This window comes from Dyadobacter subterraneus (assembly GCF_015221875.1).
In the GTDB taxonomy this organism is placed as follows: Bacteria; Bacteroidota; Bacteroidia; order Cytophagales; family Spirosomataceae; genus Dyadobacter; species Dyadobacter subterraneus.
In genome coordinates this window covers 203891-219446 of the sequence record NZ_JACYGY010000002.1, presented here as the reverse complement: position 1 = coordinate 219446, position 15556 = coordinate 203891, and the positions used below count along the sequence as shown (strand labels likewise).

Genomic DNA, 15556 nt, shown 5'->3' with positions numbered 1-15556 from the left:
GGATATTTTGGCCACATACACACTATAAAACATTTGGGATGAAAAGAAATGACACACTATGGAAAGGTATTTTAGAGAATATATTTACAGATTTTTTAAAGTTTTTCTTTAAAGATGCAGAGACTCTGTTTGATCTGGAAAAAGGATTTGAGTTTTTGGATAAAGAGCTTGAACAACTTTTTCCGAGCGAACAGGTTAAGGATCCGAAATTTGTCGATAAACTGGTTAAAGTTTTTTCTAAAACCGGTGATGAAAAATGGATACTTGTTCATATTGAAGTTCAGGGCTACGAGGATAAGAAATTTGGTGAGCGGATGTTTACTTATTTTTACCGGATTCTGGACAGATATGAGAAACGTATTACAAGTATTGCGCTTTTCACAGATGCCGACAAAGATTTCAATCCGAGCGTTTACGAATATGAATACCTTGGAACGAAACTTACTTTTCAATTTAATAGCTATAAAATTATAGACTAGGACGAAGCGTTGTTGTTTGAGGACGATAATCCTTTTGCAGTCGTAATTTTAACGGCCATACTGGCATTGAAAAAGAAAAAGTTGAACGACGAAAGTCTTTATAATCTGAAATTTTCAATGGCTAAGAATTTGCTTTTGAAAAAGATACCAAAGAAGAAAATTGATGACGTTCTGATTTTTTACAACGATATATAACTTTTGCCGATTCCGAATATAATGTTAAATTTGATCAGGAAATTAATGTCTTCACCGAAAACAGAAAATCCATGGGCATAAGAGAAATGGTGCTGGAACAAGCTAAGAATGAAGGAATTGATATTGCAAAGGAAGAATTTGTCAAAAATCTTCTTTTGGCCAAACGATTTACCGTTGCTGAAATTTCGAACTTTGCTAATGTGACCGAAAAGTTTGTGATTAAAGTTCGGAGAACATTGAAATAAAAAATGTCTATACACACCCAGAAAAATTAAAGGCTCCTGATTGGAGCCTTTTTTATTAATACCTGTTATCTTCAAATCATTATTCAATATTTAAAGCTGTATAAATAATCCTCTACAAAACATTTATGAGTTTTTGTTTACTCCTGTTATCAGTTTTTTTAACATTTGGCCTCTTTTTTCTAACATCAGCAATAAATGGGTTATATACCAAAATTCGGCTTTCTTTTATATTTTCTCTTGTCGCTAACGCGGCATTGATATTTGTTTACAACGAAGTTTTTTCTTTTTTCGATGCGCTTAATTCTACCTCAGCGCGGTTTTTCTGGTTGGGAGACGTTTTGGGATTATCCGCGTTGATGGTTTATTGGAAATCCACCGGGAAACTGGATTTTTCTGAATTATCCAGTATAAATAATGCCATCCGTTTAAAAGGAATAAGTCGGAACAATAAAATAATTTCTATTGCAGCAATAGTGTTTTTTATCCTTCCTTTATTGTTTTTAGCCATTTATTCTCCACCTAACAATTTCGACGCACACAGCTACCACCTTAACCGGATTCTTTACTGGATCAATAATGGAAATCTTGATCATTTTCCAACGGTTCATATTCAGCAGCTCTATCTGAATGTCTTTGCGGAATATATAGTGCTGGATACTGTTTTGCTTTCTGGTTCCGATTATTTTGCCGGATTGGTGCAGTTTGGCTCTTTTCTGGGATCTTTGGCGGGAATAAGCCTGTTGGCAAAAAGGTTTGGGTTGAAACAAAACGGACAGCTATTGTCCATCATATTTTTACTGACACTTCCAATCGGTATTTTCGAAAGTACAAGTGCTCAGGTCGATTACGTTGCCTGTTTTTTCTTTATAGTATTTGTAAATTCAGGGTTTGACCTTCTCGAAAAAAAATCCTGGCTCACTCTGGTGATCATGCTGTTGTCTCTGTCTTTTGGAGGGTTTACAAAATACACGGTCTTTATTTTTGCTATCCCGTTTACCGTCTTTTTTGCCCTACGAATTTTGTTGCAATACGGATTTCTATATGCTGCAAAGGTTTTGGTATTGGCGCTGGTAATTTTGGCTTTTACATTCACGCCGTTTTTTTACCGAAACTATCAGCTATTTGGAAATGTGATGAGTCCGCCGGAAAACTCAACGCTTTTTGCAGAAAAAATTCCGGTCGATAAACATTCAGTCACTTTTGCGATATCGGGAATTGTTAAAAATATAGGGTTGCATCTCGGACTTCCCAGTACGGGTTTCAACGAATTTTTGACTTCCAAAATTCTTAATTTTCATAACGCAATTGATGTTGAAATTGATGATCTGGCATTAAGGCTGGATCCGTTTTCTGTCCGCTATTCGGTTCATGAAGATATGGTGCCCAATACCATACATCTATGGTTGATGTTACTCGCCACCATAGCTTTATTGTTTGTGAAGGGAGCAAGAAATTTCAAATGGTTCTGGCTATTTTCTATACTTGGATTTGTATTATTTTGTTCGCTCTTAAAGTTTCAGTTGTGGAGCACGCGTACGCATATGCCGTTTTTCGCAATGGGTGCTATATTGATTGCTTACGTTTATACACAAGTTTTGAAGTGGAAAACAGTTTATCTTATTATCCCTTTAATGCTCATTTCCACTGTATTCGTTGTTGGAAACCCAAATAAGGCATTGATCCCGATCGGCTATTTTACAAAGAAAGCACTGGCTCATATTCCTGTTGGTTTTTGCGTTACAGACAGTTTACAGGCGAAAAATTACGAGGCAAGTCTAGGGACATATTATAACTTTCCGGGGAAAGATAATTGTCATACACTTAAACAATTGCCAGGTTATAAAGAGCGTGTGAAAATTTTTGATATTTTTGAAAAAGCCGGATACTATGATGATGATAAATCAGCAACAGTGTTTGGTACCAGTAAGACAAAGGCGTACTTCCTGAGTCATTTGGAAAATTATTACGGTTTTGAACCTTTACTGCAATACATTAGTGGCGATAATAAAAATATCGGGGTGCTATTTAAAAGAGGAAACGGCTTTTATCATTATTGGAGTGCTGTTGCGACTAAACTGAAAGACCCGGGTCAGATGGAATACATCCGATATATGAGAGAATTTACGAAATTGAAAAACGCACAAAAAGATTTTTGCTATGATTATGTTTTGTGCGACGATGCAACTTTGCTGAAAGAATTTGTACCCGAAAATAATATTGCGGAAATACATCAAACCTCTCTGTTTTACCTGGTAAAACTTAAAAATAAGAGTTGTGAGCGTTTATTGTATTAAAAACGGTCTGACAAATGCTTGCTTTATACTTATCCCTTTAATTATTTTTTTTCCTGAACATGAAAAGTAATACCCTGTTTCGATGGATTTTCCTGACTGTTTTTATACTCAAATCGTTACTGATTTTTGCTCAGACGCAGGATCCTGTCCAATTTACGATAACGATTCCCAATCCGGCGAATCATACTTTTCATGTTGTGATGGAATGCAAGGTCGGTCCACATGAAACATCCAGGTTGAAAATGCCGGCGTGGTCGCCTGGATATTACCAGATCATGGATTTTGAATCATTTGTGAGCAATTTTCAAGTTACAGATCAGGCAGGAAATAAGTTGTTTTTTGATAAAAAAGGTAAAAATGAATGGCATGTGGAGAAGGCAAAAGCTACTTCCTTACATGTTGAATATGATGTTTTGACAACAAGAGAATTTGTTGGAACCAGTTTTGTTGATGAGGAACATGGATACATCATTCCTGCCGGCTTATGTATGTATCTTGAAAACGAGATAAAAAGGCCTGCCGAGGTAACGATTAAGCCTTTTGATAAGTGGAAAGATGTAGCTACCGGACTGGATTTAGTACCAGGAAAGAATTTTACCTATACTGCTCCCGATTTTGATATACTTTACGACAGTCCGATTTTAATGGGAAATCTGGAAGAATTGCCGGCATTCGAAGTTAAAGGAATTCCCCATCGTTTTATAGGTTATAAAATGGGCGATTTCGACAAGGTGAAATTTATGCAGGATATCAAAAAAATGGTTGAAGCCGCCTCTGCTTTGATCGGCGATATTCCTTACAAACATTACACATTTTTGGCTATCGGGCCGGGAGGCGGAGGTATTGAACATTTAAATTCAACGGCTGTAAGTTTTGATGGAAAACTGCTTAATGATCCGGTAAAACGTATCAAGATATTGAGTTTTTTGACGCATGAATATTTTCATCATTACAATGTAAAAAGAATTCGTCCTGTTGAATTGGGTCCTTTTAATTATGATAAAGGAAGCAAAACCAATATGCTTTGGGTTTCGGAAGGGGTGACGGTCTATTACGAATACCCAATTTTAAACAGGGCAGGTCTGATGACCCAGACACAAGTTTTAGATGCCTTCAAATCCTTAATTCTGGCGTTGGAAACGCAACCAGGAAGATTGTATCAATCCTTGGCACAAGCCAGTGCAGAAACATGGTCAGATGGACCGAGCGGGAGAGTTAATGATGAATTCAACAAAACGATTTCTTACTATATCAAAGGGCCGATTGTTGGTTTAATGCTGGATTTTAAGATCAGACATGAAACAAATAATAAAAAATCCCTGGATGATGTGATGCGCACTTTGTATCAGGATTTTTACCAAAAACAGAATCGTGGTTTTACAGAAACGGAATTCAGAAAGGTTTGTGAGAAAGTTGCAGGCGCTTCTCTGGATGAAATTTTTCACTACGTATATACCACCAAGGAACTGGATTATGTAAAATATTTCAATTATGCGGGACTGAATATTGATGTAACGCCGAAACAATTGCCAGGCGCTTATTCGGGTATAAAAGCAAAACTTGAAAATGATAGTCTGAAAGTTTCAAGTGTTGACTGGGATTCTCCGGCATGGAAAGCAGGTGTCCGTCGTGGGAATGTAATCGTTGATGTTGATGGAAAACCGGCTTCGGAAACTGACATTGCCTATATTTTTGCGGATAAAAAAGCCGGAGATAAAATGAATCTGAACCTGATAAAAAATGATACCAAAATTTCTTATCCGATTGTTTTAGGAACAAAATCTGAACGTTCTTTTGCTATAACTCCAATTCCCAATCCGGATAAATTGCAGGCGGCTATTCTCAAAGACTGGGTGAAATAAAATCCCGTTTCACGGAATATTTTAGAGAAGTTTTTTGAAAAAATCGCGGTGATATTCACGCGGTGATTTCCCGATTGTCTTTTTAAAAACACGGTTGAAATTGGTAACATTATCAAATCCTGTTTTGTAAGAGACATCGGAAAAGCTGTCGAATTTGCCCGAAACCACGATTTTACAAGCTTCATTAATCCGTACTTCGTTCAAAAAGCTGATCAGCGTTTTGCCCGTATGTTTTTTAAAATAACGGCAAAAAGCCTGTGGAGTAAGATTCGCGATTGAAGCAACTTCATTTAAGGTAATATGGTTTTTATAATTTCCTACAACAAACTGGAAAATCTGATCCATCCGGATTCCCTCCACATCGGACATTATTTGTTCGTTATTATTAGTCGATAATGGTTTAAGATTTTTTAGGGTAGAAAAGAGATTGAGCAGTTCAATAAATGCAGCAACTCTCAAACTGCCCGCTTTTTCCATTATTTCAGTCATTGTCTTTTTTACCAATTCATAAGAGGCCTCTTGAATCTGCAGGCCATTATGCACGCCCTCAACAAATTTCCTGATAGCTCCCATTTCCGGAAGCCGTAACAAATTCTGAAAAAGATGGTCCGGATTGAAAAAAAATGAAATTTCGTGTACAATTTTATTTTGCGAAGGGTCGTAATAAGCATCGTCGCTTTTGAAGACATGCGACTGATTTGCCCCGATTATATAGACGTCACCCGATTTGAAACGCTGCATATAATTTCCGGCAATGAGCATTCCTTCTCCTTCTTTTATCCAGGTGATCTGAACTTCCGGATGCCGGTGCAGGTGATTATAGAAATGCGGGATGATATTATCCTGCACTACAACAGTACTTTCCTGAGCAACCGGAATAGTGAATTGGACAACTTTCATAACGGGCTAATTTTTATTATATGTTCGGTAATTAAATATGCTAAAATTACCTATTATATGAAACTTGATTTAAACATTAGGTTAATATCGGTATATTATTGCTTAATATTGAACAAAAAAATGGCCATCACTATGCAGTGATGGCCATTTACTAATTATTTTCAATTTTATTCTTTAACAACTTTCATTACACCTGTCATTAGTCGCCAGTGACCCGGGAAAGTACAAACATATGGATAGTCGCCCAGATCTTTTGGAACAACAAATCTTAAACGATAAGTCTGCTCAGGATTTACAAGTGGTGTCGAAGCGATGATTTGCGGAATGTTCGGTACATAATTTTTCTCCGCACCATCTTTTGCCGTAATCATTTTATCAGCTGCCGCTCCGATGATTTCCTTTGTTTTCGGTTTTCCAACAACGATATTGTGCTGCATCGCATCAGGATTTTCAAAGACAATTTCAACCGTTTTTCCGGCAACTGCGGTAAACTCGGTAACACTGAATTTCATCTCTTCACGTATCGCTTTGATACGAACGATCTGAACATTAGGATCTGCTGCAACTTCATCTTTAATACCGTAAGATTCCATCAAAACATTCAATTTTGCACTCAGATCATCTTGAGTATTTGCTTTAACAGTCGCCAGTAAAGTACGATCCGCAGCTGTTGCAGTCTCCTTACGTTTTGGATTCCAAGCGCCAAGCACACCTTTCATGACTGCATTTCTTCCTTGTGGATCAAGATATTGAGCGGTATTGATTAAATCGATAACCTCGCCTCCGGTAGCATAAGAAGTATAACCACGGGCAGCGCGTTCCAGAGAAAAGTCAGATAAACGATCCAGACGTTTTACTTCAAAACTTTTTGTTAAAGTATTGTTTCTGTTTTCGTCTTTTTCAGGAATAACGTTATCAACGTCCACAGTTGCCGTAACATTTACCTTTCCGGCTTCATCAGATGAAAATCCAAAAGTACTTCTCCATGGACCGTTATTACCTTCTGTCAATTTAATTGTTTCACCAGGAGCAATGCCGTTAACAAGCTGACGGCTAACATAATTGGAATTCAAAGAACGGCTTCTGATACCAACATTTACTACCGGAACCAGATTTTTTGGCACTGCAACACTTCCCTGATTGGTAATTTCAACCGTCACTTTGGCATATTCACGAACATAAGGCGTAGCTGGCTCGATGGTAATATTTGTAATCGCCAACTCAGCGGAACCCTGAACCGTAACTTTATTTGCTTCATGACCATCATGGTTCATTTTTGAATGATCCATCGCCGTTTTGTCAGAAGCGGTTGTAGAAGGCTTTTGTAATTTTGCCTTTTTCACACGTTCAGCTAAATAGTCTTTACGAAGTTTTCCGTCGTGAGAGTTCAAAATTGCAGCGAAAGCATCTGGCATCCAGCGGTCATCTGCTTGTGCATAGGTATCAAGCAAACCTAAAACAGCATTTTCAATTTCAGGTGTCAATGGAATTTCACTGAAAGCCAGAAGACTGTTTAGTACAACCAATTGCTCCTTATCATGCAGAGCATCAACAGCAAGCAAAGTTTTTCCGGTTGCAACGGTGCGTGGTAAAACCTGAACTGCGGTTTTACGAACAGCATTGCTTGGATGTTTCAACGCACCTGTAACCGCCGCCAAAACTGCCGGATCTTCAATAGCATTTAATCCGTGTAAAGTCCATAATGCATGAATTGCAGCAGTATTCAAACCAACTTCATCAACCGATTTATCATTAACCAAAGCTATTAATTGAGGAACAACATCTTTTTGTCCACGTTCAACCAATAATCTTTGCGCGTGACGCCTCCACAACATATTGTTATTTTTTAAAGTCGCAACCAATTCTTCCGGACGACTTTTACTCAAAGAAATCGGCGTATAAGCCGGAGCTTTTTTATATGCCACGCGATACAAACGACCATGTGTGAAATCACGTAAATTAGTTTCGTAAGCATTACCAGCACCGTTATCTGAACCTTTTGGGGTTGGGTTATGCTGAATGATATAGCTATACCAGTCAGCAATCCATACTGCACCATCCGGACCAACTTCCGCGAAAACCGGAGCTACCCATTCATCAGCACCAGCGAGCAGGTTGAAACCAAGATTATCTTCATAATCTGTTCCTTTTTTTACCATTATATTCTGGTGAAGAATATGGCCTGTCGGCTCAGAAACGAAAGCTATATTGTTCCAGTATTTTTTTGGAAATGCACGTGCTGTGTAAAAATTTTGTCCGGCCGCAGCTGTAAATCCACCAAAAACGTCAACCTGACGAACTTTTGGCGTAATTGGCTGCATGTCTTTATGCGTATCTGTACTGCGACTTCCGTTGTCAACTTTACTCGCTCCGAAATAACGATTTGGAATTGCGCTATACCAACCGTGTGAATTGTTGGCAGTTGATCCAAACAAATCACCAGCTTCATTGAAACCTAATCCCCAGGTATTGTTTGAAGTTTTAGCAACAATTTCCATATCCGACCCGTCTGGTTTGAAACGGAAAAGTGCCTGTCCGAAATCAAGGGAATCGCTTTTTCCAACTTTTCCTTTAAAACCGGAATAACCTACCGATCCGTAAACCCAGTTGTCAAAACCATAATGCATGTTAGAAGGGCCTGCGTGCGTATCACCAGTTCCAAAACCGCTGAAAAGAATTTTCTTCACATCAGCCTTATCATCACCATTCGTATCCTGTAAAAATAACATATGCGGTGCCTGAGAAACGATCAAACCGCCGTTTGCAAAAACAAGTCCGGTTGGAATACTCAAATCATCAGCAAATTTTGTGAATTTATCAGCCTTACCATCTTTGTTGGTATCCTCACAAATCAGGATATAATCGCTTCCGCCAGTGTCTTTCCGCTCGTTTGGATAATCTTTTGTGATCAGTACAAACAATCTACCGCGCTCGTCCCAGGTCATTGCGATCGGGTGCATAACGTCAGGTTCGTGAGCAAAAACATCAAGCGTAAAATCTACGGGAATCTGGATATGTTTAACCGACTCTTCCGGAGAAAGTGGTAATTGCTGTAATTGAGGACCAGGGCGCTGTTCGTAGTTTGGAAGTTTTGCTTCGCGATATTCGAAAGGTTTTGGCGCCAAAGCCACAAAAGCCTTTTTTGCATCGTCATTAACTGCCCAAAGAATTCCTTTTTCAAGCAAATCCTGGAAACCCTGGGTTGCCCAGGTACGTTCGTCATGTCCGTAAGCGGTATAAAAAACGCGTCCTTTTCCATGCGTACGAACCCAGGTATAAGGTTCTTTTTCAACACCGGGTTTGTCTTTCGCCTGATCTTTCTGGATAATGCGTTCCGTAAGAATTACGTTATCCGGTTGTAATAGTTTATGCAAATAAGTTTCGTCAACCGTTTTGAAAGGTTTTACACCAGCAATGGCAGGATGATCAGGTTTTGTCCAAACCGGCTGAATAGTATCCCATGTATGTCTCCAGAATTGTCCGCCGATCAGCTTTACGACTTCCGGATTGTTGCGGAAACAATATGAAGCACAGTGAACCGGAACAAAACCTTTTCCGCTCGCAACATAATCCAGTAACGCTTTTGCCTGCTGCGGAGCAATAGAATCCCAGTTTGCATAAAGCATTAATGCATCATATTTGTTTAATGTTTCCGGATTCAGGTCGTTTAAATCGTCGGTATAAGTGAAGTTGATTCCTTTTGGCCCTAGTGCAGCCATAATTTGAGGAACGCGTTCGGAGGATTTGTGATGACCGATGGTGTCACCCAGGAATAAAACCTCAATCCTGCGGCCTTTGGCCTCTGTTTTGCTCACAGCCGCTGTCTGTGAGGATTGATGGACGGCACATCCCAAAAGGAAAATGCCAAGTAAAAAGGATAAGGCTCTGGTTTTCATTTAATTGTTAAAATATGTTTTTGGACGCTGGTAAATGTTATAAGTGCTCTGCACCTTATTTCTATGATGCAGAGCACCATAATATTTTATAATACTCTATTCGGAACGCTATCGTGGAATTCCTTCAACCTTAATTAAATTTCTTACGCATTTTTAAAATCCGGCAACTGAATCAATGCACCACCTTGCAAAGCCGATTCATGCGCCAAAATTCCAACACTCGTCCAGTTAGCAGATTGCCATGCATTCGGGAATGGATCACGATCTTCAATTAATGCGGAAATGAATTCGTGAGCCAAATGTGGATGAGAACCTCCATGACCACCGCCCTGAACGAACGAAAGATGTGAATTGTCATCGGCATCATAAACGCCGTGTCCCGTAAATTGTTGAATTTCAGCAGGAAGTAAATGTGCATAATCAGGCGTTTTCACATGTTCTGCAATTTCATGTTCCGGTTTTTTAGCAGTATGAATCACCGGATCTTCACCTTCAATCAATGGCCATTCAAAAGACTTTTTGCTGCCGTAAACTTCAAAACTTTCACGATACTGGCGGGCAACATCAAAAAGCGAGCGGTACACATAAGCCGACAAATCACTATCCTTAAATTTGATATGTGCCGATTCCACAGCAAAAGGAGAATTGTGAATTTTGGCCAGATCTTCGCTAATCGTTCCTGAGCCAAAACATGAAACATATTCCGCTTCCAATTTTAATAATCCGGCAACAGGACCAACGCAATGTGTTGCATAATGCATTGGAGGCAAACCTGGCCAGTAGTCAGGCCATCCTTCCATATCCTGCTGGTGGCTGGCTTTCAAAAATTGTATTTTCCCCAGTTCGCCTTTTTCGTATAGCTCTTTCACAAATAGAAACTCACGTGCGTAAACCACGGTTTCCATCATCATATATTTTTTACCGGTTTCCTTACAAACCTTTACAATTTCAAGACAGTCTTCAACGCTTGTTGCCATTGGAACCGTACAAGCCACGTGCTTTCCAGCGCGTAATGCTTTTAACGTTTGTTCCGCATGGTTTGGAATAGGAGAATTGATATGGACCGCGTCAACTTTTGGGTCATTCAAAAGGTCTTCATAACTTGTGTAGCGCACATCAATGCCATACTGGTCGCCAACGGCATTCAACTTTGATTCCGTACGCTGACAAATTGCGTACATATTAGCGTTTGGATGACGCTGATAAATAGGAATAAATTCGGCTCCAAAGCCGAGACCAACAATAGCAATGTTAATTTTTTGTGACATATAAAGTAAAGGATTAAAGATTCAGTTTGTTCCTTTCAAATTCAAAGTGAGAATTTAAAGAGGCAGATTTCAGGATATTTCTAGTTTCAATTCAAAAGAGTACATGAACAATCCATAACTCATTTATCAACAATACAATTTTACAGCAAAATAATGCTAAAAACTTTCTTTCTTTTGATTAGTAATGACTCTATTTTGACTTTTTTTTATGAGTTGAATCTATTTTGAGCAAAATATAGCTATAACGAAAAATGAAGCAAAGGAATATTTCAATCTAAATTATAATAAAAAAATATGATAAGACCGGCTATTCCTGCTGATGCAGATGCGGTAGCGCCACTGATGATTCTGGCCATGGGACATATTGCAGGAATTTTTGCTAATTCCGAAAATCACGAAGATGCGATTCCGTTTTTTGAAATGTTTTTTAAAATGGAAAACAACCAATATAGCTATGCAAATACGCTGGTTTACGAAAATGAAGATGGTGTGGTAGGATCTGTGACGGGTTATGATGGAAAAGATCTTCGCAAATTGAGACAACCCATTTTGGATGAATTACGAAAACGCGATCCAGGTTTCACACCAAATGATGAAACAGAAGCCGGCGAATTTTATCTGGATTGTGTTAATGTTAAGGAAAATAAGCAGGGAAGGGGAATTGGAAAAATATTGATTAATGCTTTTTGTGAACTTGGTTTTAGTTTAGGTCATAATCGGATCGGATTAATTGTTGATCTGGAAAATCCGGACGCAAAAAAACTTTACAGGAATCTGGGTTTTTACGAAGCTGGAATACGGGATTTTATGGGTCACCAATATTTTCATATGGTGAAAGATTATGATAAAATAGTGGCAAAGGATATCACTAAATAGATTTAGCGATATTTTTCAGACGGGATTTTAAAAAGCATTAACTTGTGTACTCCTAACCTTAACAAAAGAATCATTCCGAATGAAAACCCGCTTAATTTCTTTGGATGTCCTGCGTGGACTAACCATTATCCTTATGACAATCGTCAACAATCCCGGCGATTGGGGACATGTTTATTCGCCACTCTTACATGCAGAATGGCATGGCTGTACACCAACTGATCTTGTATTTCCAACATTCCTTTTTATTGTTGGCGTTTCGGTCGTTTTAGCGACTCCACAAAAAATTCTTAACGCAAATTCTTTTCAAAAAATAATAACACGAACGTTAAGGATTTTCTGTCTTGGAATGTTTTTGTATTTCTTTTCCAAGATCCAGGCTTTTGGTTTGGAAGGACTTTCGTTATTGGGATTTCGATTGATTTTAACTGCAATTATCGTTGCAGCACTTTTTAGCGATTATGACAAAAAACTTCAACTTTATGTAGCATTGGCCGTTTTCATCATTATGATGATCCTTGCTTTTGGAGGTTTTAAGGATTATGAAACTGTCAGGATCCCAGGTGTTTTACAGCGAATTGCCATCGTTTATTTTATTGTTTCGATATTATATTTAAAAACGAATTGGAAAACTCAGGCAATTTTCGGCGTTGTAGTATTATTGACTTATTGGGCATTGATGACATTAATTCCGGTGCCTGGCGTTGGAGAACCAAACTTTGAAAAAGGAACAAATCTGGCTGCCTGGCTGGATAATTATTTACTTCCCGGGCATTTATGGGCTACTTCCAAAACCTGGGATCCGGAAGGAATTCTTAGCACACTTCCTGCAATCGGTACCGGTATTGCCGGACTATTGGTTGGTACTTTGCTGACAAATTCTTTTTCCAAAGACAAAAAAGCACTTTATCTTTTCATTGGAGCGATATCAGGAATTGTGATTGGCTTAATCTGGAATACTGTTTTTCCAATTAATAAAGCACTTTGGACAAGTTCTTACGTCTTGTATGCCGCAGGTATTGCTTCGCTTTGTCTCGTTATTTTGTATTATATTATTGATATCAAAGGAATCTCGGGCTGGACTAAGTTTTTCGTGATTTTTGGGGTAAATCCGATGGTCGTGTTTTTCTTTTCAGGGATTATTCCAAGAGTTTTAAGCGGCATAAAAGTAGCTTATCCAAATGATCCTGCCCACGAGCCGATTGGTTTGCAAACTTACTTTTATGAGTTTCAGTTATCTCCGCTTTTTTCAGATCCGATGAATGCTTCGCTGGCTTATGCGCTTACTTATCTGACTTTGTGGTTTGTGATTTTGTATATTCTTTATCGGAACAAGCTGGTGTTTAAGGTGTAAAATAAGGTGCAGAATTTCGGTAAATTGATCTTTGCATTAAAAAACCGGCTTCGATCATTTTCGGAGCCAGTTTTTTAAGATAACCAGAAGCTTTGTTTACCCGTCCGACGGCGAAAAGAGCCGTCGGACGGGTGGCCCGGTCAAAAGGCTTTTCGCCGTCCGACCGGTATTAAAACTGTCAATCTTAAAGAGAAATCAATTTGGGAACTTGCGGGTTTTCAATATTTGATTTGATAAAAGAAAAACCGTCACGCATAAGTTGTTCTTCTGAATCAAACATTTTTCGCCAGATATTAGCAACGGGCAATTTTGGACTAAAAGCTTCGATACTGATCCAGCCGTCATATTTCAGATCGCGGATCGCATCAAAAATTCCCTCCCAATCCACATTTCCTTTCCCTGGCGTCGATCTATCGTTTTCAGAAAGCTGGATGAAAGAAATCCTGTCGCTCATTTTGCGCATCGTATCACCGATATTTTTCTCTTCAATGTTTGCGTGAAAAGTGTCAAACATGATCTTGCAATTCGGATGATTCACTTCGTCTACAAAACGGATTAGTTCATCTCCGCAGCTGGTAAGATATAATTCGAAGCGATTCAGATATTCCAGACCCAAAGTGATATCAAGTTCCCCGGCATAATCTGCCAATTCACGGATACTGTCAACCCCCCATTTCCATTCATCAGAAGTAGCGGGCTGTCCGGTGAAAACACCTAATGCGGAATGATATGGTCCCATCAATTTTGTAGCACCCAAAACCAGGGAACAATCGATGACACGCTTTAAATGTTCCAATGTCGATTTGCGCATTGAAGGATCAGCACTGATCAAATGATTATCCGGACCGCAAATGGTATCGGTTTCGCATGCTAATCCCAGATCGTCCAGTTTTTTACGGAATTTAAACCAGTGTTCAGGATTTGTATTAAATATCGGTACTTCAACCCCGTCGAATCCAATTTCTTTTATCAGTTCAAGGGTAGGAAAAAGAGAGTCGTCAATTTGATTTCCCCAAAGGAGAAGATTCATGCTATATTTCATGCGGAGTATTTTTTTTAATACAATTTTACAACAACAAAATACTAAATACTTTTCGTCATTTGATTACTACTAGCTGTATTTTGACTTTTGTATAAATATGTTTGCTAATTTTGGCAAAATTCAGATAAGTTGTGTTGTTATGAAAGCTCCGATCCATAAAAATATTGAAAGTCAGGTACGCCTGGTGACAGTGCATGAATTAAAAGAGCCTCATTTTGATCCAAACTGGCATTTTCATCCGCATTACCAGCTTTTTACGGTTTTGGAAGGAACCGGAAAACGTTTGATCGGAGATTCAATTCATACCTTTGAGCCGGGAGATACCGTTTTTCTCGGACCCGATATTCCGCATTTATGGAGAAGTGATCCGGCATATTTTGCGGGAGATACAGCATTATTTACACATGGCGTTGTTCTCTATTTTCAGGAAGATTTTTTGGGAAAGGAGTTTTTTGAAAAATCGGAAATGCTTGCTTTAAAACAACTTCTGATTGATTCAAAACGTGGGATTGCTTATAAAGGAGAACTTCGGGATCATATTCGTCAGGAGCTTTTGGAGTTAAGAAATGCAGAAGGATTTCAGGGAATATTAAAACTTCTGACTTTGCTTAATAAACTTGCTCATGAAGAAGGCGGTACGCCAATAGCTAGTTATGGCTACGTTAACACCTACAAAGTTTCGGAGACTGAAAGAATGCAAAAAGTGCATAATTACGTGCTCCAGCATTTTGCCCAGGAAATCAGGCTTGGAGATGTTGCATCGCTTGCAGGTATGAGTGAAGCCGCTTTTTGTCGTTATTTCAAAGCTCGTTGTAACAAAACTTTTATTGATTTTGTAAACGAAATAAGAGTCGGACATGCCTGCAAATTACTACTGGAAGACCAATGGACAATTGCACAAATCGCCTATGACAGCGGTTTCGATTCGTTATCAAATTTCAACCGGAATTTCAAACGTTACATCGGTCACACCCCAAGAGAATACAAAGGCAATTATTAAAATTTAGCCCTGAAAGGGCGTGATATCTTAGCCATGGCCAACGCCCATGGGGAATGTTCCATCGCCCATGGGAATGTTCAACGCCCATGGGGAATATGCCAATAATTACAATTGATCAAATATCATCGTTGCCGAAAATGGATAGGGC

At 38.8% G+C, this 15556-nt stretch carries 11 protein-coding genes; 7 read left to right on the top strand and 4 right to left on the bottom strand.

From position 1 onward, the window contains the following. Positions 1-38 precede the first annotated feature (38 nt). The 4 genes from IEE83_RS26210 (at position 39) to IEE83_RS26195 (ending at position 5075) form a co-directional block, all read left to right on the top strand. Entirely contained in the window at positions 39-479 is a 441-nt protein-coding gene (locus tag IEE83_RS26210; protein ID WP_194123719.1) for an RpnC/YadD family protein, read from the top strand. 266 nt (positions 480-745) lie between these two features. Beyond that, positions 746-919: a hypothetical protein gene (locus IEE83_RS26205; RefSeq protein ID WP_194123718.1), complete on the top strand. Its 174-nt coding sequence runs from the start codon at positions 746-748 to the stop codon at positions 917-919. Between the two features lie 254 nt (positions 920-1173). Next, entirely contained in the window at positions 1174-3213 is a 2040-nt protein-coding gene (locus IEE83_RS26200) for an ArnT family glycosyltransferase (RefSeq protein WP_228102083.1), read from the top strand. Positions 3214-3272: 59 nt separating this feature from the next. After that, positions 3273-5075, top strand: a complete 1803-nt coding sequence (locus IEE83_RS26195; RefSeq protein ID WP_194123716.1) for a M61 family metallopeptidase — start codon at positions 3273-3275, stop codon at positions 5073-5075. 21 nt (positions 5076-5096) lie between these two features. Here IEE83_RS26195 and IEE83_RS26190 read toward each other — a convergent pair whose 3' ends face one another. The 3 genes from IEE83_RS26190 to IEE83_RS26180 all read right to left on the bottom strand — a co-directional run bounded on the left by IEE83_RS26190 (position 5097) and on the right by IEE83_RS26180 (position 11139). Then, entirely contained in the window at positions 5097-5975 is an 879-nt protein-coding gene (locus tag IEE83_RS26190) for an AraC family transcriptional regulator (RefSeq protein ID WP_194123715.1), read from the bottom strand. A gap of 167 nt (positions 5976-6142) precedes the next feature. Next, positions 6143-9871, bottom strand: a complete 3729-nt coding sequence (locus tag IEE83_RS26185; RefSeq protein ID WP_194123714.1) for a PVC-type heme-binding CxxCH protein — start codon at positions 9869-9871, stop codon at positions 6143-6145. 143 nt (positions 9872-10014) lie between these two features. Next, a complete protein-coding gene (locus tag IEE83_RS26180; protein ID WP_194123713.1) occupies positions 10015-11139 on the bottom strand; it encodes a Gfo/Idh/MocA family protein in 1125 nt (374 codons plus the stop codon). A gap of 294 nt (positions 11140-11433) precedes the next feature. Between IEE83_RS26180 and IEE83_RS26175 the strand changes: the two genes are divergently transcribed. Together IEE83_RS26175 and IEE83_RS26170 are read left to right on the top strand one after the other, a co-directional pair. Then, positions 11434-12015 carry a GNAT family N-acetyltransferase gene (locus IEE83_RS26175; RefSeq protein ID WP_194123712.1) on the top strand — a complete coding sequence of 194 codons (582 nt, stop codon included), beginning with the start codon at positions 11434-11436 and terminating at the stop codon, positions 12013-12015. Between the two features lie 79 nt (positions 12016-12094). Further along, positions 12095-13366 (top strand): acyltransferase family protein, encoded by a 1272-nt coding sequence (locus IEE83_RS26170; protein ID WP_194123711.1) that lies wholly within the window; start codon positions 12095-12097, stop codon positions 13364-13366. Positions 13367-13550: 184 nt separating this feature from the next. On the opposite strand, the gene IEE83_RS26165 is transcribed toward IEE83_RS26170, so the two are convergent. Further along, positions 13551-14408, bottom strand: coding sequence for a sugar phosphate isomerase/epimerase family protein (locus IEE83_RS26165; protein WP_194123710.1), 858 nt, complete (start codon positions 14406-14408; stop codon positions 13551-13553). A gap of 139 nt (positions 14409-14547) precedes the next feature. On the opposite strand from IEE83_RS26165, the gene IEE83_RS26160 reads away from it, so the two are divergent. Continuing rightward, entirely contained in the window at positions 14548-15408 is an 861-nt protein-coding gene (locus IEE83_RS26160; RefSeq protein WP_194123709.1) for an AraC family transcriptional regulator, read from the top strand. Positions 15409-15556: the final 148 nt, after the last annotated feature.